Consider the following 18,529-nt stretch of genomic DNA (forward strand, 5'->3'; position numbering starts at 1 on the left):
CCGCGCTAGCGTTCCGGTCATGGGGAAGGCGCGGCAGGCCGGTCGGCGGGTCGATCTCGTCCTCGGGCTGCTGATCGTGCTCGGCGTGGTGACCGGTGTGGGTGGGTGGCTGGTCGACGCCGACTGGCCGGTCGATCCCGTTCAGGTGCACGCGGCCGCCGCACTGGCCATCGTGCTGGTGGCGCCGTGGAAGGTCACGGTCATCCGCCGCGGGCTGGGCCGGGCCGCCCGGGCCTTCTCGACCAAGGCGTTGTCGCTGACCCTGGCCGGCCTGGTGATCGTCACGGTCGCCACCGGGCTGATCCACTCCACCGGCCGCCTCGAGTATGTCGGCCCGCTCACCCTGATGCAGATCCACGTCGGTGCCGCCGTCGGGTCGCTGGTGGCCGTACTCCTGCACTTCACCGGCCATGCGGTCCGCCCGCGCCGGACCGACACCGACCGCCGCGCGTTGCTGCGCCTCGCCGTGCTGGGGGCCGGCGCCGCGGCGGCCACCGTGGCCTGGGACTCCGGTGCGGCCGCGGCCGGCCGGCGCCCGACCGGCTCGGTTCCGAAGGGCGAACTGCGCGTCACCTCGTGGTTCGACGACGGCGTCCAGCGCCTCGACGGCGTCACCTGGACGTTGCGGGCCGGCGCGCGCACCTTCGACCTGGCCGCCCTGCGGGCCCTGCCGCACGAACGCCGCACCGCCACCCTCGACTGCACCAGCGGCTGGTTCAGCACGCAGACCTGGGACGGCGTCCGGCTCAGCACACTGTTGCCGCCAGGCGACTGGCGCAGCGTCAAGGTCACGTCGGTCACCGGTTACACCCGCTGGTTCGACCCGCGCGCCGACATCTGGCTGGCCACCGGGCTCAACGGCAGACCGCTGACGTACGGCCACGGATACCCGGCCCGCATCGTCGCCCCGGGCCGGCGCGGTTTCTGGTGGGTCAAGTGGGTCACCGACATCCAGCCGTCCCGGCGGCCGCCCTGGGCGCAGTTCCCGTTCCCGCTGGGCTGAGCGGCTGGAGGACGGCTAGAGGTTTTCCACCGACTCGACGAGGTTGGCCCAGGTCTCCTTGTCGTCGTCGGTGTCGCCGTGCGGCGCACCGAACCAGGCCACCCCCTCGGCGATCTCGGTGAGGTCCCAGCGCAGCCGGTAGAGCTCGAGGATCTCGGGCCGCAGCGTGGTGCCGGTCTTTTCGGTGTACAGCTCGGCGAGCCCGTCGAGGTGCCACACGTCGCGTTCGGGCGGGGCGGCCAGCGCCGTCTCCCAGTCGATCAGCAACCACCGCCCGCCGGCGCGCATGGTGTTGCCGGGATGCGGCTCGCCGTGCGTGAGCACCAGTGGCGGCGGGACGGCCCGCACCCCGGCGACCAGTTCGTCGTACCGGCTCCGTGCCGCGCGCACGGTCGTCGCGTGCGTGTCGAGCAGCTCGGCCATCTGCCCGCCGTAGGGCCCCGGGCCGGGTGCGACGGGCGGGAACGTGAGCTCGTAGTCGTCGGCCCGGGCCAGGTCGCGCACCGCCGCCGGGGCGGCGTGGACGGCGACGACGAGGTCGAGCATGGCCAGCCGATGGGCGGCGGTGTAGTTGTCCCAGTCGAAGCTCTCACCCGTGATCAGCGGATAGACCGTCACGGCGTACGCGTCCCCGATCGGCACCAGCGGCGACCCGTCGCGGGCCGGCACCGGCGCCACCACGTAGGAGCCTCCGGCGGCCTCGAGCGCGAGCGCCGCGCTCAGCGAGGCCCGCAGCCGTGGGTTGGGCGGGGAAGCCGTGACGAACCACCGCCCGTCGGCCGTCCAGTGGTGCCCCCCGAAACCGACCGGCCGATACTCCAGCGTTTCCGTGTGGAGTGACCAGCCGTCGATGAGTGCCGCCCGCAGTGCCGGCAGTGGCAGGTCCTCAGGTGGGTTGAACACACGCCAACCCTATGAACGCGGGCAACCGGATTTCCGGGGGCGATCAGGCGCGGCGCTGCAGGAACTCGTACACGTCCTGGGCGTCGACGCCGGGGAAGGTGCCCGGTGGCAGGGCGGCGAGCAGGTGCGAGTGGACCCGGGCGCTCGGCCAGGCGTGTCCGGCCCAGGTGTCGACCAGGGAGCTCGGTGGGCGGCGGCAGCAGGACGGGTCGGGGCAGCGAGACACCGTACGCCGGCTGGTGTCGCCGCCGCGGAACCAGCGGGCGTGCTCGTACGGCGTGCCCACGGTGACCGAGAACTCGCCGGACCGCGTCGACTCCACGTGCACGGTGCACCAGTAGGTGCCGGCGACCGTGTCGGTGAACTGGTAGAAGCTGGAGTACGGGTCCTCGGACTGGAAGACCGTGCGGGACGCCCAGCGGCGGCAGATCGGCTGCCCTTCGATGGCGCCCGTGACATCGGTGGGGAAGCGGACGTTGTCGTTCTCGTACGCCTTGTAGACCACGCCGCTCTCGTGCACCCGGGTGAAGTGCACCGGGATCCCGAAATGATGGGTGGCCAAGTTGGTGAAGCGGTGCGCCGCTGTCTCGTACGACACCCCGAACGCGTCCCGGAAGTCGTCGATGGCCAGCGCCCGGTCGGCTTTGGCCGCGGCCAGGAACGGGACCGCGAACTTCTCGGGCATCAGCAGCGCCGCCGCGAAGTAGTTGGCCTCGACCCGTTGCCGCAGGAAGTCGCCGTAGTCCTTGGGGTCGTTGTGACCCAGCACGAAGTGCCCGAGCGTCTGCAGCACCACGGCCCGCGGATCGTGCCCCTTGCCGCTGGCCACCTGTGGCAGGTAGATGCGCCGGTTGCGTAGATCGGTCACCGACCGCGTCGACGACGGCAGGTCCGGAACGTAGTGCAGGGAAAATCCGATCTGCGCGGCGATATCGAGAATCCCGCGCTGTGACAGTGGCCCGGTCGAGTGCCGTACCGACTGCAGGACGCCGGCGGCCGCCTCCTCGACCGCGGAGAAGTAGTTGTCGCGCGAGCGCATCTCGGCTCGAAGCGAGGCGTTGGCGCGCCGGGCCACCTCGGGCGTCGCGCTCTGCTCGGCCAGCACGCGGGACAGTTCCCGATGCAGCCCGATGAGCGATTCCAGGGCGTCCCCGGGCAGCCGCCGGCCGAGGCGGACCGACGGCAGGCCGAGGCCGGCGTAAACAGAAGATTCTTGGAAATGCGCGAGTTCGATCTCTAGCGCGGCTCGCCGTGACGGCGGCTCGGCCCGCAGCAGCTCCTGCAGCGGCACGTCCAGCGCCGATGCCATGGCTTGCAGCAGGGAGAGTTTGGGCTCCCGCTTGCCGTTCTCGATCAGGGACAACTGCGAGGGCGCCCGCCCGACCAGGGCGCTCAGATCGTCCAGGGTCAGGCCCTTGGCCCGGCGTTGGTGCCGTAGCCGCTGGCCCAGTAGGACGAGATCCATGAATTCACGCTAGCAGAAGAACGAGAAATCTTCTGGTCACAAAAGTCTGCCGCGGGGGCGACCGGCCCGGCGATGGTGGGGTTCTGAACAGGGAGGGGACGAACAATGACCGACGTCAGAGGCGGTACCGCTGCGGACCTCACTCGGGCCTGGGCCGGCGATCCTCGTTGGCTGGGGGTCCGCCGGGACTACACCGCGCAGGACGTGGTGCGGCTACGTGGCTCGCTCCAGGAGCGGCACACGCTGGCCGAGCGCGGTGCCGAACGGCTGTGGGAGCTCCTGCACGACGAGGAATACATCAACGCGCTCGGCGCCCTGACCGGCGGCCAGGCCGTCCAGCAGGTGCGGGCCGGGCTCAAGGCGATCTACCTGTCCGGCTGGCAAGTGGCGGCCGACGCCAACCTGTCCGGGCACACCTACCCGGATCAGAGCCTTTATCCGGCCAACTCGGTGCCGGCGGTGGTGCGGCGGATCAACAACGCCCTGCTGCGCGCCGACCAGATCGACGTCGCCGCGGGCCGCCACGAGCGGGACTGGTTCGCGCCCATCGTGGCCGACGCCGAGGCCGGGTTCGGCGGGCCGCTCAACGCCTTCGAGCTGATGAAGGCGATGATCGCCGCCGGCGCGGCCGGCGTGCACTGGGAGGATCAGCTGGCCAGCGAGAAGAAGTGCGGTCACCTGGGCGGGAAGGTGCTCATCCCGACCCAGCAGCACATCCGCACGCTCAACGCGGCCCGGCTCGCCGCCGACGTCTGCGGCGTCCCGTCGCTGGTCATCGCCCGTACCGACGCTCTCGCCGCCGACCTGCTGACCACCGACGTGGACGAACGCGACCAGCCCTTCCTCACCGGCGACCGCACCGCCGAAGGCTTCTTCCGGGTGCGGAGCGGGCCGGAGGCCGCGATCGCCCGAGGGACCGCTTATGCCGACTACGCCGACCTGCTGTGGGTCGAGACGGGCAAGCCCGACCTGGAGTTCGCGCGGGAGTTCGCCGAGGCCATCCACGCCCAGCACCCGGACAAGATGCTGGCCTACAACTGCTCGCCGTCGTTCAACTGGCGCAAGAACCTGGACGACGCCACCATCGCGCGGTTCCAGAAGGAGCTGGGGGCGATGGGCTACAAGTTCCAGTTCGTCACCCTGGCCGGCTTCCACGCGCTCAACCACTCGATGTTCGAGCTGGCCCGCGGCTACGCCGAGGACGGCATGAGCGCGTACGTGAAGCTGCAGGAGGCCGAGTTCGCCGCCGAGGCGGACGGCTACACCGCGACCAAGCACCAGGCCGAGGTCGGCACCGGCTACTTCGACGCCGTGTCGACCGCTCTCAACCCGGACAGCTCGACCACCGCGCTGTCCGGCTCGACCGAGGCGGAGCAGTTCTGATGAATAACGCCGTAGGTGGAAGCATCGAAGAAATCGTCGTCACCGGCAGCACGGCCGGGCGGTACGCGGAGATCCTCACGGGAGAGGCGGTCGCCTTCGTGGTCGCGCTGGACCGGGAGTTCGGGGCGCGCCGGGTGCAACTGCTCGACCGGCGGCGGCGCCGGCGTGCCGCGCGTACCGGCGAACTCGATTTTCTGGAATCGACCCGGCACATCCGCGCCGACACGTCGTGGACCGTCGCCCCGCCGGCCGAGGACCTGATGGACCGGCGGGTCGAGATCACCGGGCCACCGGACCGCAAAAAGACGATCAAGGCGCTGACCAGCGGCGCGAACGTGTGGATGGCCGACTTCGAGGACGCCACCGCGCCGACCTGGGACAACCTCATCGACGGTCAGCTGAACCTGCTGGACGCGATGGACCGCCCGGCCGAAGCTACGATCATGGTCCGGCCGCGGGGCTGGCACCTGCCCGAGTGCCACCTCCGAATCGGCGGCCGGGCCGTCTCGGCGGCGCTGTTCGACTTCGGCCTGTACCTGTTCCACTGTGGGCGCCGGCAGATCGAACGCGGCAGCGGCCCCTACTTCTACCTGCCCAAGCTGGAGTCCCACCTGGAGGCCCGGCTCTGGAACGACGTCTTCGTCCGGGCCCAGGAAATGCTCGGCATCCCGCGCGGCACCATCCGGGCCACCGTGCTGATCGAGACCGTCACCGCGGCCTTCGAAATGGAGGAGATCCTGTACGAGCTGCGCGAGCACTCGGCCGGCCTGAACGCGGGCCGTTGGGACTACCTCTTCAGCATGATCAAGAACCGGCCGGACGTGGTGCTGGCCGAACGCTCACAGCTGACCATGACGGCGCCGTTCATGCGGGCGTACACCGAACTGCTCGTGGCGACCTGCCACCGCCGCGGGGCTCACGCCATCGGCGGGATGGCCGCGGTCGTGCCCAGCAAGGACCCGGTCGCTGCCAAGCGCGCCCTCAACCAGGTGCGGCAGGACAAGCGTCGCGAGGTCGGCGACGGCTTCGACGGATCCTGGGTGGCCCACCCCGGCCTGGTCGAGACCTGCAAGGACGTCTTCGACCAATGGCTCGGCTTCGAGCCGCACCAGATCGTCCGCCGCCGCGACGACGTGCGGGTCACCGCGGCGCAACTGCTCGACGTCAAGCAGCAGTACGGCGGCGTCGGCGAGGTGGCGCTGCGTACGTCGGTCAGCGTGGCGCTGCGCTACATCGCAGCGTGGCTGGGCGGGCAGGGCGCGGTCGCGCTGAACGGGCTGATGGAGGACGCCGCCACGGCCGAGATCTGCCGGGCGCAGCTGTGGCAGTGGATCGCGTCGGGCACCCCGACCGACTACGGCGTGCCGATCACGGCCGAACTGGTGGTCCGGATGATCCGCGAGGAGATGGACGTGCTCTCCGCGACCGGCGCGCTCGACGAGGACGCGGCCCGCCGGTACGGGCAGGCCCGTACCCTGCTGACCGTGCTCCTCACCGAGCGCACCTGCCCGGAGTTCTTCACCCTGCCCGCCTACCTACGGCATCTGGGTTCCTACTCGAGTTCCTTGAGCGTCTTGCGGGAACCACGCTCGTGGAGCAGGCCCAGCACACGGGTGTAGGTCTCGGCGAACCGCTCGTTGTCGGCCAGGTCGCCGAACAGCTCGCGGTTCTGGATGAAGGTCTTCGCCCGCGCCCGTTCCCTCAGCTCCGTGGCCAGCCGGTCCACCACCTGGATCGGCTGGCCCTCCTCGTCCACGCCCTCGGCGTAGCGGGCCCACGACGCCACCACCGCGGTCGCGCGCAGGATCGGCCCGTCGGTCTCCAGGTTCCAGCGGATCACCGGCAGCACCCATTTCGGGATCCGGTCCGAGCTCTCCGCGCACAGCCGCGCCACGGTGTCCCGGACCTGCGCGTTGGAGAAACGCTCGATCAGCTGGTGGCGGTACTCGTCGAGATCGATGCCGGGCACCGCGGCCAGGGTCGGCGACGCCTCCTGCTCCATGTAGGCCAGCAGGAAGTCGGCGAACAGCGGCTCCTGGGCGACGTCGTGCACGAGGCGGTAGCCGGCCAGGTAGCCGAAGTAGCACAGGGCCTGGTGGCTGGCGTTGAGCAGGCGCAGCTTCATCAGCTCGTACGGCTCGACGTCCTCGACCACCTGCACGCCCGCGTCCTCGTAGGGCGGCCGCCCCTGGGTGAACTGGTCCTCCAGCACCCACTGGGTGAACGGCTCGCACACCACCGGCCAGCCGTCGTCGATGCCCCACCGGTCGTGGACCAGCGCCCGGTCCTCGTCGGTGGTGACCGGGGTGATCCGGTCGACCATGCTGTTCGGGAAGGCGACGTGCTCGTCGATCCACTTGCCCAGCTCGGGGTCGCGCAGGTTGGCGTAGGCGACGAAGCTGCGCCGGGCCGCGTGCCCGTTGCCCTGGATGTTGTCGCAGCTCATGATCGTGAACGGTTCTTGATCTCGGGAACGGCGCCGGGAAAGCGCCTCGACCACCAGCCCGAACGTCGTCTTCGGCTGGTTGCCCGGCCGCAGGTCGTGCTGGATGTCCGGGTTGTCGGCCACGAACTCGCCGGTCACCGCGTTGATGTTGTATCCGCCCTCGGTCACCGTCAGCGACACGATCCTGATGTCCGGGTCGGCCATCTTCGCGATCACCGCCTCCGGGTCCTCCGGTGCGAACAGGTACTCCTTGATCGACCCGATGACCCGCGGCTCGAACGTCCCGTCCGGCGCCTTGACGACCAGCGTGTAGAGCCCGTCCTGGGCGTCTAGCACATCCCGCATGCCCAGGTCGGCCGGCATCACCCCGACGCCGCAGATGGCCCAGTCCAGCGCCTTTCCGTCGTTCATCAGACGATCCAGGTACATCGCCTGATGAGCGCGGTGGAAGCCACCCACCCCGAAATGCACGATCCCGGTCCGCAACCGATCACGGTCGTAGCCGGGGCCGGGCACCTCGGCCGGCAGATCGGTCAGGTTCTGTTGGGCAAGCGGCGACATCGCGTGTCCTCCCACTGCTGAGCTGCTGCTAGGCGTCCTCCTCAGCATTGCACCAACCACCGACGGTCACCGGGAAGGACCCCTCAAGATCTCTGAAAACCATCGACGGGTACGGGCACAGCATCGCCCCGTCATCACCCTGACCTGCGGAAACCAAGCTCTCCCGGGTGCGCTGCGGGTTGTCCTGCGTGGTCCGGCCCGAACTCCCGCCGGCCCCGCCGCACACCGCCTCCCGGCCCGGTCGCGACCCCGCTTTCCACCGCCGGCGACCGCGCCCGATCACCCGCATCCCGCCCCCACATTCGGTCACGCGCGCGGCCTTCTCCGGCCCGGTCCCGGCCGCACCCGGGCCGCACGCCCGGTCCCGGCGTCCCAGCGAGTGCGTCTAGCCGGACTTCACGGGCGGTGGGCGAGATACACGGTTCGCGTCGTGCGGATCGCCAGGTCGGTCCGGCCCGGAATGGACGCCGCCACCTTCTCCAGCGTCCCCAGGTCGGCCGGGGAGAGGCGCTCACCCAGCCGCTCGTGCATGCGTTGCAGCGACACCTGGGCGTACCGCCCCGCCGCCCCCGGCAACGGCGGCAACAGGTTGATCTCGAACCGCCGCTCCTCGACCGGCTCGAAGCCGGCCCCGCGCAGCCGCGCCGCCCAGTCCTCGTACATGTGCAGCCCCGCCTCCTGCCGCATGTCCGCCATCACCGCGTGGGCCCGCCGTTCGACGTCGGCCTCCGGCCCGTCCGGCAGGAACAGCGGGAATCCTTCCAGCTCGGACACCGCGAACACCCCACCCGGCCGGAGCGCCGCGAAGGCCCGGCCCAGCGCCTCGGCCGGACTGGCCATGTGGTGCATCGAGGCCGACGCCCAGACCAGATCGACCGCCCCGAGGTCGGGCCACGGCTGGTCGAGGTCGGCCTGCACGGTTCGTACCCGCTCGGCCACCCCCGCCGCCTCGGCCTTGTGCCCCAGGTGATCGAGCATCTCCTGGTCGACGTCGACCGCGGTGACCATGGCCCCCGGAAGCGCACGCGCCAACGCGATCGAACCGACCCCCGTGCCCGCGCCGAGGTCGACGACGTGCGGCCGTTCCACGGCGGCCGCCCCGACCATGGCGAACACCTCTTGGTGGAAGTCGGCCAGCACCTCGGCGTCGAGGTCGAGAATCTCGGCCAGCCCACCGTGCTGGTGCTCGTGCTGGTGGGAGCCGCTGCCGTGGGTATGCGTGTGAGCCATGTCCCGACCGTACCCACGTCTTGCGCCTCGCGCGTAGGATCTTGCGTATGAAGCAAGACGTCGAGTTGGAAGATCTGGTCCGCCAGCGCATCCGTGGCTTGCGGGCCGCCCGCGGCTGGTCCCTCGACGAATTGGCCGCCCGCTGCCACCTGAGCCCCTCCACGCTCAGCCGCATCGAGACCGGCCACCGCCGCATCGCCCTCGACCAGCTGACCGCGATCGCCCGGGCCCTCGACACCAGCCTCGACCACCTGGTCGAGTCCGGCTCGGACGACGACGTGGTGATCCGCCCGCACCGCGACGACGCCCGCGGCATGACCACCTGGCTGCTGTCCCGCGAGGGCGCCCCGATGACCGTGGCCAAGCTGCGCATCACCCGCGCCGTCCCCGCCGACCTGCGCGTCCACCCTGGCCGCGACTGGCTGACGGTCCTGTCCGGCACGGTCGTCCTCCGCCTCGGTGACCGCACGATCCACGTCCGCACCGGCGAGGCGGCCGAGTTCAGCACCATGGTCCCGCACGCGTTCGGCGCCGTCCCCGGCGAGCCCGCCGAGGTCCTCTGCATCCTCGACCACGCCGGCGAGCGCTCCCACTTGACCGAGCTCGAGGCGAAGATGCGCGCCGAACACTAGGGCGCATCTGAGGATCACCCAGGTGCGAGGCAGCCCTAGGTCGACGGCCCTCGCGCGCGGTCACTCCACCCGCATCCGCCAAGCGTCGGTGATCAGTTCGGTCAGCCGCCCCTCGTCGACAGCCTCGAGCCGGACCATGACCAGCGGCAGCCCGTCGTACCCAGGCGTGGTGAAGAACAGATCCGGCTCACCTTTGACGAGCGCCTGCTTCTCAGCCTCGTCCCCGACGAACAGCACCGCGATGTCGGTCCGCAGCACCCGGGGCTTCCCGGGCAGCCGTTCCGGATACGACCACACGAACCCCCGGTTCTGCACCCGGAAGTCGAACCCGTCGCTCTCGATCTCCACCACGTCCGGCAGCCCCAAAGCCACCCGTCGCACATCCTCGGCATCCGCCACCCGCCCACCCTAAAGCCGCCGCGCACAACCTCCAGGCACCGCCAGCCCGCCGCGCTTCCCGCACCCGGCCAGGGAGCGGGCTCCGGCGCCGCCGCCACCGCGGCCGACACCACGTGCAGGTCGAGCGGGGCGGATGCCGCGAGTTGTCGATAGGCGGCCGCGTCGACCGGGCCATCGGTCACCTGGAGCAGGTCGATGTCACTGTCGCCGGGGCGGTAGCCGCCGGCGGCCAGCGAACCGTGCAGGATCACGGTCCCGCCGGCGATCGACGCGCATCGCTGGGCCAGTCTGGTCGCCAGAGCGAGCGTCATGGCACGACCTCCCGGATGGTTACACGTACGACTTATCAACGCCTGCCGGCCTGGCCTGAAGCCCGGGCTCGGCCCGCCGACGTGCCGCCATCTGTGTGACGTGCCGGGCGGGCCGCACCGATGCCCGAGGCCGGCGCGCGCCCGAGCAGGGCGCCCGAGCAGCTTAGATAGAAAAACTTCACTATGTCTATTTACTGTTAACAAGCTTTAACTTATGTTGGGCGGACAAGGCGAGTGAAGGCCCCCGTCCCGGCGGGCCGGGCGGCCCCCTGAAGCAAACCCCCGGCCCGCCGTCCCCCAGCAGAGGAGCACTCCATGACCCGACGAGTGAGGCGCCGAGTAGTCCTACCGATCCTCACCCTCACGGCCGTTGTCACGTCCATGTTCGTCGCGGTGCCCGCGGCCCTGGCGCACGGCTACATCTCCACCCCGCCCAGCCGGCAGGCCAACTGCGTCCGCGGCAATCCGGCCAACTGCGGCGACATCATCTACGAGCCCCAGAGCGTCGAGGCCCCCAAGGGTTCGATGCAGTGCAACGGCGGCGGCAACCGGTTCGCGGTGCTGAACGACGAGAGCAGGGGCTGGCCGGCCGCCTCGGTCGGCCGTACCGTCACGTTCACCTGGACGCTGACCGCGCGGCACTCCACCAGCACGTGGGAGTATTTCATCGGCAACACGCTGCTGGCGTCGTTCAACGACGGTGGCGCGCAGCCGGGCGCGACCAAGACCCACACGGTCAGCCTGGGCAACTTCACCGGCCGTCAGCGCCTGCTGGCCCGGTGGAACATCGCCGACACCGCGAACGCCTTCTATTCCTGTGTGGACCTGCAGATCGGCGGGGGCAGCACGCCGCCGCCGAGCAACCCGCCGCCGTCCGACCCGCCGCCCTCCAACCCGCCCCCGTCGAACCCGCCGCCGGCCGGTGGCACCTGGGCCGCGGGCACGACCTACGCGGCGGGCAGCACTGTCACCTACGGCGGCCTGAGCTACCGCTGCCGGCAGGCGCACACCGCGATCGCCGGCTGGGAACCGCCGAACGTACCGGCACTGTGGGAACGCATCTGACCAAGCGTGGGCCTCGCCGCGGCGGGGCCCACGCCGTTCTCGCCGCACTGCTCGCGATGCTGGTCGCCGGTTGCGGTTCGGAGGCGCCGGCGGCTCCGGAGGCGCCGGCTACGAACGCGACCGACGTGATGTACGCCCAGATGACCGTCGAGCACATCAGCCAGGGCCGGCCGGTGCTCGACCTGGCCGTCGACCGTGGCACCGCGCCCGAGCTGATCGCCGTCGCCACCCAGTTGCGCGACGAGTGGAAGACCGAGAACACCACGCTCACCGGATGGCTGACCGGGTGGGGCAAGCCCGCGACGGCCGACCCGAACGAGTCGGTGCACGCGGGACACGGGGCCCTGCACGCGTTGCGGCCGCGGGACGTGGACGAGTTGCGTACCGCGAAGGATCAGGACTTCGATCGCACCGCGGTCGCCCTGCTGCTCGGCCACCTGCACAACGGCATGGAGACCGCGCGCATGGAAGCGGGCGGTGGAGCGTACCCACCAGCTGTTGATCTGGCCCGAACGACCACGATGAAGCGCCAAGCGGAAATCCAGCGCCTTCTGACGCTGGCCGCTGGACAATAGCCGGATGCCGACGCTCATCCGCCCTACCATCGACCTGCACAAGCCGTGGCTGGAGTCCCGTGACGACTGGGGCCGCGGCGTCCACCAGGACGGTTCCGGCCTGCGCGACTTCGACGAGCTCGACTCGCCCGAGGGCTTCGCGCGTTTCGTCCAGCGCCTGCACGACGAGGAGAACCCGGACATCGAGCCGGAGCCCGGCCGGGTGAACACCAGCTATTGGTGGATGGTCGAGGACAACTCCGTGCTGGGTTCCATCTCCCTGCGCCACGAGCTGAACGAATTCCTCCTCGAACAGGGCGGCAACATCGGCTACGGCGTACGCCCATCGGCCCGCGGCCGAGGCCTGGCCACCTGGGCCCTGCGCCAGGTGCTGGCCGAGGCAAAGGCCCGGGGCCTGGCCCGTGCCCTGGTGACCTGCCACGTCACCAACGCAGCTTCCCGCCACGTCATAGAACGCGCCGGCGGCATCTTCGAAGACATCCGCGACGGCCGCCTAGGCCGAACCCGCCGCTACTGGTTCCCCCTCTGAGTCGTGTTCCATGACCCGGCCGGGGCCACGCCGCAGCCCGGGCCGGGTCATGGAACACGCCTTCGGCGGGCGCTCAAGCAACCAACCGCCGCTCCCAGGCCCACGCCGCGATCTCCACCCGGTTACGCGCCCCCAACTTGGTCTGCACACTGCCCAAATGGGTCTTGACCGTCCCGATGGAGATGAACAGTTCCCCGGCGATCTCGGCATTGGTCAGCCCTCTGGCGGCAAGCCGCACCACATCGAGCTCCCGGGGCGACAACCCGCCATCGTCGCTGACCGGCGCCGGCGGACTCAAATGTTCCAGCAGCCGAACCGTGATCGACGGACTGATCAGCGCATCCCCCGACACCGCCGCCCGCACCGCCTCGATGAGCAGCGCCGGCCCCGAATCCTTGAGCAGGAACCCGGCGGCCCCGTTCCGCAGCGCCGTGTGGACGTACTCGTCGAGGTCGAACGTGGTGACCACAACCACCTTGACCGGCTCAGCCACCCCGGGCCCGGCCAGCAGCCGCAGCGCTTCGAGCCCGTCCATCTTGGGCATCCGGATGTCGAGCAGCGCCACATCCGGTTTGACCCGCCGGGCCAGGGCAACCGCTTCCACCCCGTCGGCGGCCTCACCGGCCACCTCCATGTCCGGCTGAGCCCCGATGATCATGCCGAACCCGGTGCGGACCATGGCCTGATCGTCGGCGATGATGACCCGAATCAACGGCCAACCTCCAGTGTCAGTGGCAGGGCGGCGTCGACCACCCAGCCGCCGTCGATGCCCGGCCCGGCGGTGATCCGGCCGCCCACCGCGCGTACCCGTTCGGTCAAGCCCACGAGACCGTACCCCGGCCGTTCGCGGGGGAGAGCGGCGCGGGGCGGCGCGCCGTCGTTGGCCACCCGGACGAGCAGCCAGTCGGGCGTACGCCGAACCCAGACGTCCACCACCCGGGCCCCGTCGGCGTGCTGCCGGATGTTGGTCAGCGCCTCCATCACCACCCGGTACGCCGACGTGGACACCTCCACCGGCAGCCCGTGCGGGTCGCCGTCGGTGTGCAGCCGGGCGAGTGGCCCACCCGCCGCCGTGAACTGCTGCACCAGCTGGGCCAGCTCGGGCACCCCGGCGATCGGGGCGAGCGGCGCGTCCGGTTGGGCCTGCGGGTCGCGCAGCACGCCGACCATCCGCCGCATCGAGGCCATCGTCTCGGCCCCGGCCGCCTCGATCTGCTCCAGGGCGAGCAGGACGCGCTGCGGGTCCTGTTCGGCGATGAACCGGGCGCCCTGGGCCTGCACGACGATGCCGGTCACGTGGTGGGCGATGAAGTCGTGCAGGTCGCGGGCGAACTCGGTGCGTTGTTCGGCCCGGACCGCGTCCATCGCGCGGCGCCGGCCGGAGTCGATCGTACGCAGATAGACCCCACCGCCGATGGCGACGGTCGCGGCCAGCGCCAGGATCAGGCCGGCGATGACGAACTGGTACTCGAAGCCGCCGCGGATGGGCATCAGGCCGAGCGAGATGACGGTGGCGATGACCGCCATCACCGACCAGGCCGGGTCGCCGCGGCGGCTGACCACGAACAGCACGCCCAGCAGGGCCAGCGACTCGGCCGTGCCGAAGCTGGCGTCGGTCGGGCCGGCCACCCCGACGATGACGGTGACCAGCAGCGAGAAGGCGGCCAGGACGAGGGCCGCCTTGGGCAGTCTGAGCGAGCCCTGCCGGTGCCGGGGCAGCCAGACGGCGGCGGCGAACACCGCGGCCGGCACCTCGAGCAGCACCGCCGGGCCGGCCCCGGACGAGCCGGTGAGCAGGTCGATGGCGCCCAGCCCGGCCATCACCACGAGCGCGGCGGCCTGCCCGGCGTGGAAGAGCAGGTTGCGATTGGGCTGCTTCGTCATCGTCACCCAGCGTAGGTCCTGGTCGGGCCGGTCCCATCGGCCGAAAGACAGAGTCGCACCCGGACGGGACCAATCCCTCAGCCGATGTGGACGCGGTGCCCCGGTCGACACCATGTGTCCCGACATCGACCCAGACGATTAAGGACATGTGATGACGACCGTCGCGAGCGAGCACAGCGAGCAGGCCGGGCCGGGAACTATGGCCGCGGTCGCCGCCGTCGACCTGGTCAAGGTCTACGGCGCCGGTGACACCGCGGTCCGCGCGCTGGACGGCGTGACCGTCGGCTTCGAGCGGGCCCAGTTCACCGCGATCATGGGGCCGTCCGGTTCCGGCAAGTCGACGCTGATGCACTGCCTGGCCGGGCTGGACAAGGCGACCTCGGGCCGGGCGCTGCTGGGCGGCACCGACCTGACCGCCCAGCCCGACCGGGTGCTGACCCGGGTGCGCCGGGAGCGGATCGGCTTCGTGTTCCAGTCGTTCAACCTGCTGCCGCAGCTCACCGCCGAGCAGAACATCATGCTGCCACTGGACCTGGCCGGCCGCCGGGCCGAGCGGGGCCTGCTGCAGCATCTGACCGGCACGCTCGGGCTGACCGGTCGTCTGAACCACCGGCCGGCCGAGTTGTCCGGCGGTCAGCAGCAGCGGGTCGCGGTGGCCCGGGCGCTGATCACCCGGCCCGAGGTGGTGTTCGCCGACGAGCCGACCGGCAACCTGGACTCCCGCTCCGGCGCCGAGGTGCTGCTCTTCCTGCGCAACTCGGTGCGTGAGCTGGGTCAGACGATCGTCATGGTCACCCACGACCCGAACGCCGCGGCGTACGCGGACCGGGTCGTCCTGCTGGCCGACGGCCGGGTGGCCGGCGACCTCGCGCACCCGAACCAGGACATGATCGCCGCTGCTCTGCGGGATCTGGCGGTCGTCCGATGAGCGGTGTTCTGCGTACCCAGGTCGGTGAGGCGGCCCGGCGCCCGTCGCGGCTGCTCCTGACCGGCATGGCCGTGCTGGTCGCGTCGTTCGTCGTCTACGCGACGGTGCTGGCCCAGCAGATGACCAGGGCCAGCATGCTCGACGGGCTGAGTGACACCCCCGAGGCCGCGGCGCTGGTCGTGCTCGGTCAGGAGAACGGGGTGCCGGCGGCGCGGCTGGCCAAGCTGGCGGCGGTGCCGGGCGTGACCGCGGTGGCGGGCCGGATGGACGCCGGTGGCGAGCTGGCCGGCCGGGGCCTGAACCTGACCGCCGACCCGGGTTCCGGGCCGCTGGCCAAGGTGAGCGTGGCCCAGGGCCGTTACCCGACCGGGGCCGGTGAGGTGGCGGTGACGCCGAAGACCGCCGATCGGATGGGTCTGCGGGTCGGCACCTCCTTCGAGATGGCCACCACCTATGACGACGACGGCAAGCCGGGGCCGCTGCGCAAGCTGACCGTGGTCGGCGTGGTGTCGGTGCCGGACGACTACGGGCAGCAGGCGTACACGTCGCAGGCCCAGCTCGGCGTGCTGACCGGCCAGGACACGGTCAGTCAGGTGGACCTGGCGGTGGCGCCGGGCCAGGAGGCGCAGGCGCGCGCCGCGGTCGAGGCGATCGTCGGCGCCGGAGTTCAGGTGCGGTCCGGAGCCGACGTACGCCTGGAGGAGGCGCAGAGCCGGGCCGACGGCGTCGACGACGTGTTCGCGGTGGTTGCCATGTTCGTGGCGATCGCGCTGGTCGCCGCCGGTCTGGTCGCGGCGTCCACCTTCCGGATCGTGTTCGCCCAGCGGACCCGGCAGCTCGCGCTGTTGCGGGCGGTCGGTGCCGGGCGTGGGTCGCTGGTCCGGGCGCTGATCGCCGAAGGTGCGCTCACCGGCCTGGTCACCGGCCTGGTCGGGGTGCTGGCGGCGCTGGGCCTGGGCCATCTGGTCCCGGTCATCGCCCACGCCGCCGGCACGAAGATCGCGTCGCCGGGTTTCCCGGTGCTGCCCGCGCTGGGCGTGCTGGCGCTGGCCGTGGTCGGCACCGTGCTGGCCGTGCTGACGCCCGCCGTCTCCGCCTCGAGGGTGTCTCCGCTGGAGGCGCTGCGCACGGCCAGCACGTCGCCGGCGAGCAAGAGCATCGGTTGGGTCCGCGCGATCCTCGGCGCCGTGCTGGCGGCCGGGGCGGGGCTGCTGGCCGCGTACGTGGTCATGAACCTGCCGAAGCCGGATCAGGAGAACTACGACTCGCAGTCCATGCTGCTGCTGGTGGTCGCCTCGGGCACGCTGGCCTTCCTGGCCCTCATCGCGCTGGGCCCGGTGCTGGTCCGGCCGCTGCTGGCCGCGGCGGGCTGGCCGCTGCGCCGGCTCGGTCCGCTGGGCCGGCTCGCTGTCGGTGGCGTCGGGGCGGCGCCGCGCCGGGCGGCCGCGGTGTCGGTGGTGGTCGCCCTGGGCGTCACGCTGATCGCCGGTTCGCTCGTCGGCGCCTCGTCGGTGCAGGCCCTGCTGGAGCGGGAGACCGCGGCCAGTGCCCCGGCCGACTTCGAGGTGGTCGCGGCCGGGACCCCGCTCGACCCGGCGCTGGCCGACCGGGTGCGGGCCAAGTCCGAGCTGAAGAACGTGGTGCCCTACCGCAAGGTCGCCGACGTCATGGTCGGTGGCAGCCAGACCAAGCTGGAGGCCAACGACCTGGCCATGGACGCGGTGCCGGGCATCGCCAAACTGGACGTCACGAAGGGCACCTGGCACGGGCTCGAGGCGGGCCAGGTGGTGATCTCGGGGTTCGCCGGGACGGTCAGCGGGCTCAAGGTCGGCGACCGTACGACGGTCACCGCGGGCAAACGCTCGGTCGAGGTGACAGTGGCCGGTGCGCTGCCCGACTCGGCGCCGCTCGGTTCGGGGCTGGTGCTCGCGCCGGCCGATTTGACCAAGCTCGGTGCCCCGGCCGGGTGGTCGGGCCTGCTGGCCGACGCCGCGCAGTCCGGTGACGCCGGCCGCAACGCCGCGGACGCCGCGCTGCGGCAGGTGGCGGCCGGGCCCGGGGTCGGTGTCACGGTGCTGGCGGACCAGCGTGACGAGATCGAGAGCACGCTGACCGTGCTGTTGCTGATCGCGATCGGCCTGATCGGGCTGACCGTGCTCATCGCCGTGGTCGGGGTCGGCACCACGACCGCCCTGTCGGTGGTCGAGCGGGTGCGGGAGTCGGGTCTGCTGCGGGCGCTGGGCCTGTCCCGGGGCGGACTGCGGGCCATGCTGACCACCGAGTCGGGCCTGTACGGGGTGCTCGGCGCGTTGCTCGGGCTGCTGCTCGGTGTCCCGTACGCCTGGCTCGCGGTCTCCGCCCTGGGCCAGAACGCGCCGCTCGCCCTGCCCGGCTTCCGCCTGGTCGCGGTGTTCGCCGTCCTGGTCGTCCTGACCGCCCTGGCCGGGGTTCTCCCGGCCCGGCGCGCCGCGAAAATCAGTCCCGTGGCCGCCTTGGCCACGGAGTAGAACTGCCGCCTTGGCCACGGAGTAGAACTACGGCATGACCTACGCCGACTGGCCACTGTTCGACCTGTGGTCGCGTTGTCGCGAGGTGGAGCTCCGGCCGGTCCGCGAGGCGGATCTGCCGGAGCTCGCCGCGCTCGAGCCCGAGGACGCCGAGCCCGACCCGCGGCTGGCGATGCTGCCGGGGCTCACCGACCGGCAGAACAAGCAGCGCCTGTTCCATCAGGGCTACTGGCGGGCGCTGGGCACCTGGTCGCCGCAGTCGTGGGTGCTGCACCTGGCCGTCCGCCACGAGGGTGCCCTGGTCGGCGTGCAGACGCTGGAGGGGGACGACTTCCCGGAGCTGCGGACGGTCGACTCCGCCTCGTGGTTGATTCCCGGGGTACGCGGCCGCGGGCTCGGGGTGGCCATGCGTACCGCCGCCTTGGGCCTGGCCTTCGACCACCTCGGCGCGCTGGCCGCGATAACCTCCGCGGCCCTGGACAACCAGGCGTCCCTCGGCGTTTCCCGGCGGATCGGCTATCGCGACAACGGCCTGGGTTTCGTGCACAGCCGCGAGGGCCGGCTGCTGCTCCGCCACCTGCGGCTTCCGGCCGACGAGTGGACGCGCGGCGCCGAGGTCGAGGCCGGCGGCGTCGCACCCTGTCTCCCCTGGTTCGGCCTGGCCTGACCACTGGGCGGGCTGGTGGCAGTGGTAGGCCAGAGCGGTGT

General features: G+C 71.4%; 17 protein-coding genes and 1 pseudogene. 10 read left to right on the plus strand and 8 right to left on the minus strand.

What is annotated here, in order from left to right; genetic code table 11:
* Nucleotides 1–19: 19 nt before the first annotated feature.
* Nucleotides 20–1,003, plus strand: a complete 984-nt coding sequence (locus ACGFIO_RS10460; RefSeq protein WP_392824702.1) for a molybdopterin-dependent oxidoreductase — start codon at nucleotides 20–22, stop codon at nucleotides 1,001–1,003.
* 15 nt (nucleotides 1,004–1,018) lie between these two features.
* Here the strand turns inward: ACGFIO_RS10460 and ACGFIO_RS10465 are convergent, their stop codons facing one another.
* Together ACGFIO_RS10465 and ACGFIO_RS10470 are read right to left on the minus strand one after the other, a co-directional pair.
* Nucleotides 1,019–1,906 (minus strand): phosphotransferase family protein, encoded by an 888-nt coding sequence (locus ACGFIO_RS10465; RefSeq protein ID WP_392824705.1) that lies wholly within the window; start codon nucleotides 1,904–1,906, stop codon nucleotides 1,019–1,021.
* Nucleotides 1,907–1,949: 43 nt separating this feature from the next.
* A complete protein-coding gene (locus ACGFIO_RS10470; protein ID WP_392824708.1) occupies nucleotides 1,950–3,371 on the minus strand; it encodes a helix-turn-helix domain-containing protein in 1,422 nt (473 codons plus the stop codon).
* Nucleotides 3,372–3,476: 105 nt separating this feature from the next.
* On the opposite strand from ACGFIO_RS10470, the gene aceA reads away from it, so the two are divergent.
* Nucleotides 3,477–4,754 (plus strand): isocitrate lyase, encoded by a 1,278-nt coding sequence (aceA, locus tag ACGFIO_RS10475; protein WP_392824710.1) that lies wholly within the window; start codon nucleotides 3,477–3,479, stop codon nucleotides 4,752–4,754.
* The gene (gene aceB, locus ACGFIO_RS10480; protein ID WP_392824711.1) at nucleotides 4,754–6,373 is read left to right on the plus strand and encodes a malate synthase A; all 1,620 of its coding nucleotides are present in this window, start codon (nucleotides 4,754–4,756) and stop codon (nucleotides 6,371–6,373) included. Before aceA ends, aceB begins: the two co-directional genes overlap by 1 nt.
* On the opposite strand, the gene ACGFIO_RS10485 is transcribed toward aceB, so the two are convergent.
* Nucleotides 6,307–7,761, minus strand: coding sequence for a mannitol dehydrogenase family protein (locus tag ACGFIO_RS10485; protein ID WP_392824713.1), 1,455 nt, complete (start codon nucleotides 7,759–7,761; stop codon nucleotides 6,307–6,309). The genes aceB and ACGFIO_RS10485 overlap by 67 nt on opposite strands.
* A gap of 396 nt (nucleotides 7,762–8,157) precedes the next feature.
* On the minus strand, nucleotides 8,158–8,991 hold the full coding sequence (locus ACGFIO_RS10490) for a class I SAM-dependent methyltransferase (protein ID WP_392824715.1): 834 nt from the start codon (nucleotides 8,989–8,991) through the stop codon (nucleotides 8,158–8,160).
* Between the two features lie 47 nt (nucleotides 8,992–9,038).
* Between ACGFIO_RS10490 and ACGFIO_RS10495 the strand changes: the two genes are divergently transcribed.
* Nucleotides 9,039–9,623 carry a helix-turn-helix domain-containing protein gene (locus ACGFIO_RS10495; protein WP_392824718.1) on the plus strand — a complete coding sequence of 195 codons (585 nt, stop codon included), beginning with the start codon at nucleotides 9,039–9,041 and terminating at the stop codon, nucleotides 9,621–9,623.
* A gap of 60 nt (nucleotides 9,624–9,683) precedes the next feature.
* On the opposite strand, the gene ACGFIO_RS10500 is transcribed toward ACGFIO_RS10495, so the two are convergent.
* Together ACGFIO_RS10500 and ACGFIO_RS10505 are read right to left on the minus strand one after the other, a co-directional pair.
* Entirely contained in the window at nucleotides 9,684–10,022 is a 339-nt protein-coding gene (locus ACGFIO_RS10500) for an MmcQ/YjbR family DNA-binding protein (protein ID WP_392824720.1), read from the minus strand.
* A gap of 173 nt (nucleotides 10,023–10,195) precedes the next feature.
* A pseudogene (locus tag ACGFIO_RS10505) lies at nucleotides 10,196–10,333 on the minus strand (nucleotidyltransferase domain-containing protein); the annotation flags it as partial.
* A 327-nt stretch (nucleotides 10,334–10,660) separates the two neighbouring features.
* On the opposite strand from ACGFIO_RS10505, the gene ACGFIO_RS10510 reads away from it, so the two are divergent.
* From ACGFIO_RS10510 to ACGFIO_RS10520, 3 genes are read left to right on the plus strand one after another with little or no spacing between them, the layout of a single operon-like run.
* A complete protein-coding gene (locus ACGFIO_RS10510; protein ID WP_392825465.1) occupies nucleotides 10,661–11,398 on the plus strand; it encodes a lytic polysaccharide monooxygenase in 738 nt (245 codons plus the stop codon).
* Entirely contained in the window at nucleotides 11,383–11,973 is a 591-nt protein-coding gene (locus tag ACGFIO_RS10515) for a DUF305 domain-containing protein (protein WP_392824721.1), read from the plus strand. Before ACGFIO_RS10510 ends, ACGFIO_RS10515 begins: the two co-directional genes overlap by 16 nt.
* A gap of 4 nt (nucleotides 11,974–11,977) precedes the next feature.
* Nucleotides 11,978–12,502 (plus strand): GNAT family N-acetyltransferase, encoded by a 525-nt coding sequence (locus ACGFIO_RS10520; protein WP_392824723.1) that lies wholly within the window; start codon nucleotides 11,978–11,980, stop codon nucleotides 12,500–12,502.
* Between the two features lie 73 nt (nucleotides 12,503–12,575).
* On the opposite strand, the gene ACGFIO_RS10525 is transcribed toward ACGFIO_RS10520, so the two are convergent.
* Both ACGFIO_RS10525 and ACGFIO_RS10530 read right to left on the minus strand, forming a co-directional pair.
* Complete coding sequence (locus ACGFIO_RS10525) at nucleotides 12,576–13,214, minus strand: response regulator (RefSeq protein WP_392824724.1); 639 nt, start codon at nucleotides 13,212–13,214, stop codon at nucleotides 12,576–12,578.
* The gene (locus ACGFIO_RS10530) at nucleotides 13,211–14,386 is read right to left on the minus strand and encodes a sensor histidine kinase (RefSeq protein WP_392824726.1); all 1,176 of its coding nucleotides are present in this window, start codon (nucleotides 14,384–14,386) and stop codon (nucleotides 13,211–13,213) included. The genes ACGFIO_RS10525 and ACGFIO_RS10530 overlap by 4 nt, the downstream gene beginning before the upstream one ends.
* A gap of 151 nt (nucleotides 14,387–14,537) precedes the next feature.
* Here ACGFIO_RS10530 and ACGFIO_RS10535 point away from each other — a divergent pair, with 151 nt between their 5' ends.
* Genes ACGFIO_RS10535 through ACGFIO_RS10545 form a run of 3 tightly spaced genes read left to right on the plus strand, consistent with a single transcriptional unit; the run spans nucleotide 14,538 to nucleotide 18,488 of the window.
* Nucleotides 14,538–15,314, plus strand: a complete 777-nt coding sequence (locus ACGFIO_RS10535; protein WP_392824729.1) for an ABC transporter ATP-binding protein — start codon at nucleotides 14,538–14,540, stop codon at nucleotides 15,312–15,314.
* Complete coding sequence (locus tag ACGFIO_RS10540) at nucleotides 15,311–17,821, plus strand: FtsX-like permease family protein (protein WP_392824731.1); 2,511 nt, start codon at nucleotides 15,311–15,313, stop codon at nucleotides 17,819–17,821. Before ACGFIO_RS10535 ends, ACGFIO_RS10540 begins: the two co-directional genes overlap by 4 nt.
* Nucleotides 17,822–17,855: 34 nt before the next feature.
* Nucleotides 17,856–18,488, plus strand: coding sequence for a GNAT family N-acetyltransferase (locus ACGFIO_RS10545; RefSeq protein WP_392824734.1), 633 nt, complete (start codon nucleotides 17,856–17,858; stop codon nucleotides 18,486–18,488).
* The last annotated feature ends 41 nt before the right edge of the window (nucleotides 18,489–18,529 follow it).

The sequence above is a fragment of the Actinoplanes sp. NPDC049265 genome (genome assembly GCF_043197135.1).
Lineage (GTDB): Bacteria > Actinomycetota > Actinomycetes > Mycobacteriales > Micromonosporaceae > Actinoplanes.

Coding starts and splice junctions, on each gene's coding strand:
- ACGFIO_RS10530 (WP_392824726.1), bottom strand. CDS start 14,386: ATGACGAAGCAGCCCAATCGCAACCTGCTCTTCCACGCCGGGCAGGCC.
- ACGFIO_RS10540 (WP_392824731.1), top strand. CDS start 15,311: ATGAGCGGTGTTCTGCGTACCCAGGTCGGTGAGGCGGCCCGGCGCCCG.
- aceA (WP_392824710.1), top strand. CDS start 3,477: ATGACCGACGTCAGAGGCGGTACCGCTGCGGACCTCACTCGGGCCTGG.
- ACGFIO_RS10520 (WP_392824723.1), top strand. CDS start 11,978: ATGCCGACGCTCATCCGCCCTACCATCGACCTGCACAAGCCGTGGCTG.
- ACGFIO_RS10490 (WP_392824715.1), bottom strand. CDS start 8,991: ATGGCTCACACGCATACCCACGGCAGCGGCTCCCACCAGCACGAGCAC.
- ACGFIO_RS10460 (WP_392824702.1), top strand. CDS start 20: ATGGGGAAGGCGCGGCAGGCCGGTCGGCGGGTCGATCTCGTCCTCGGG.
- ACGFIO_RS10485 (WP_392824713.1), bottom strand. CDS start 7,761: ATGTCGCCGCTTGCCCAACAGAACCTGACCGATCTGCCGGCCGAGGTG.
- ACGFIO_RS10495 (WP_392824718.1), top strand. CDS start 9,039: ATGAAGCAAGACGTCGAGTTGGAAGATCTGGTCCGCCAGCGCATCCGT.
- ACGFIO_RS10545 (WP_392824734.1), top strand. CDS start 17,856: ATGACCTACGCCGACTGGCCACTGTTCGACCTGTGGTCGCGTTGTCGC.
- aceB (WP_392824711.1), top strand. CDS start 4,754: ATGAATAACGCCGTAGGTGGAAGCATCGAAGAAATCGTCGTCACCGGC.
- ACGFIO_RS10470 (WP_392824708.1), bottom strand. CDS start 3,371: ATGGATCTCGTCCTACTGGGCCAGCGGCTACGGCACCAACGCCGGGCC.
- ACGFIO_RS10535 (WP_392824729.1), top strand. CDS start 14,538: ATGACGACCGTCGCGAGCGAGCACAGCGAGCAGGCCGGGCCGGGAACT.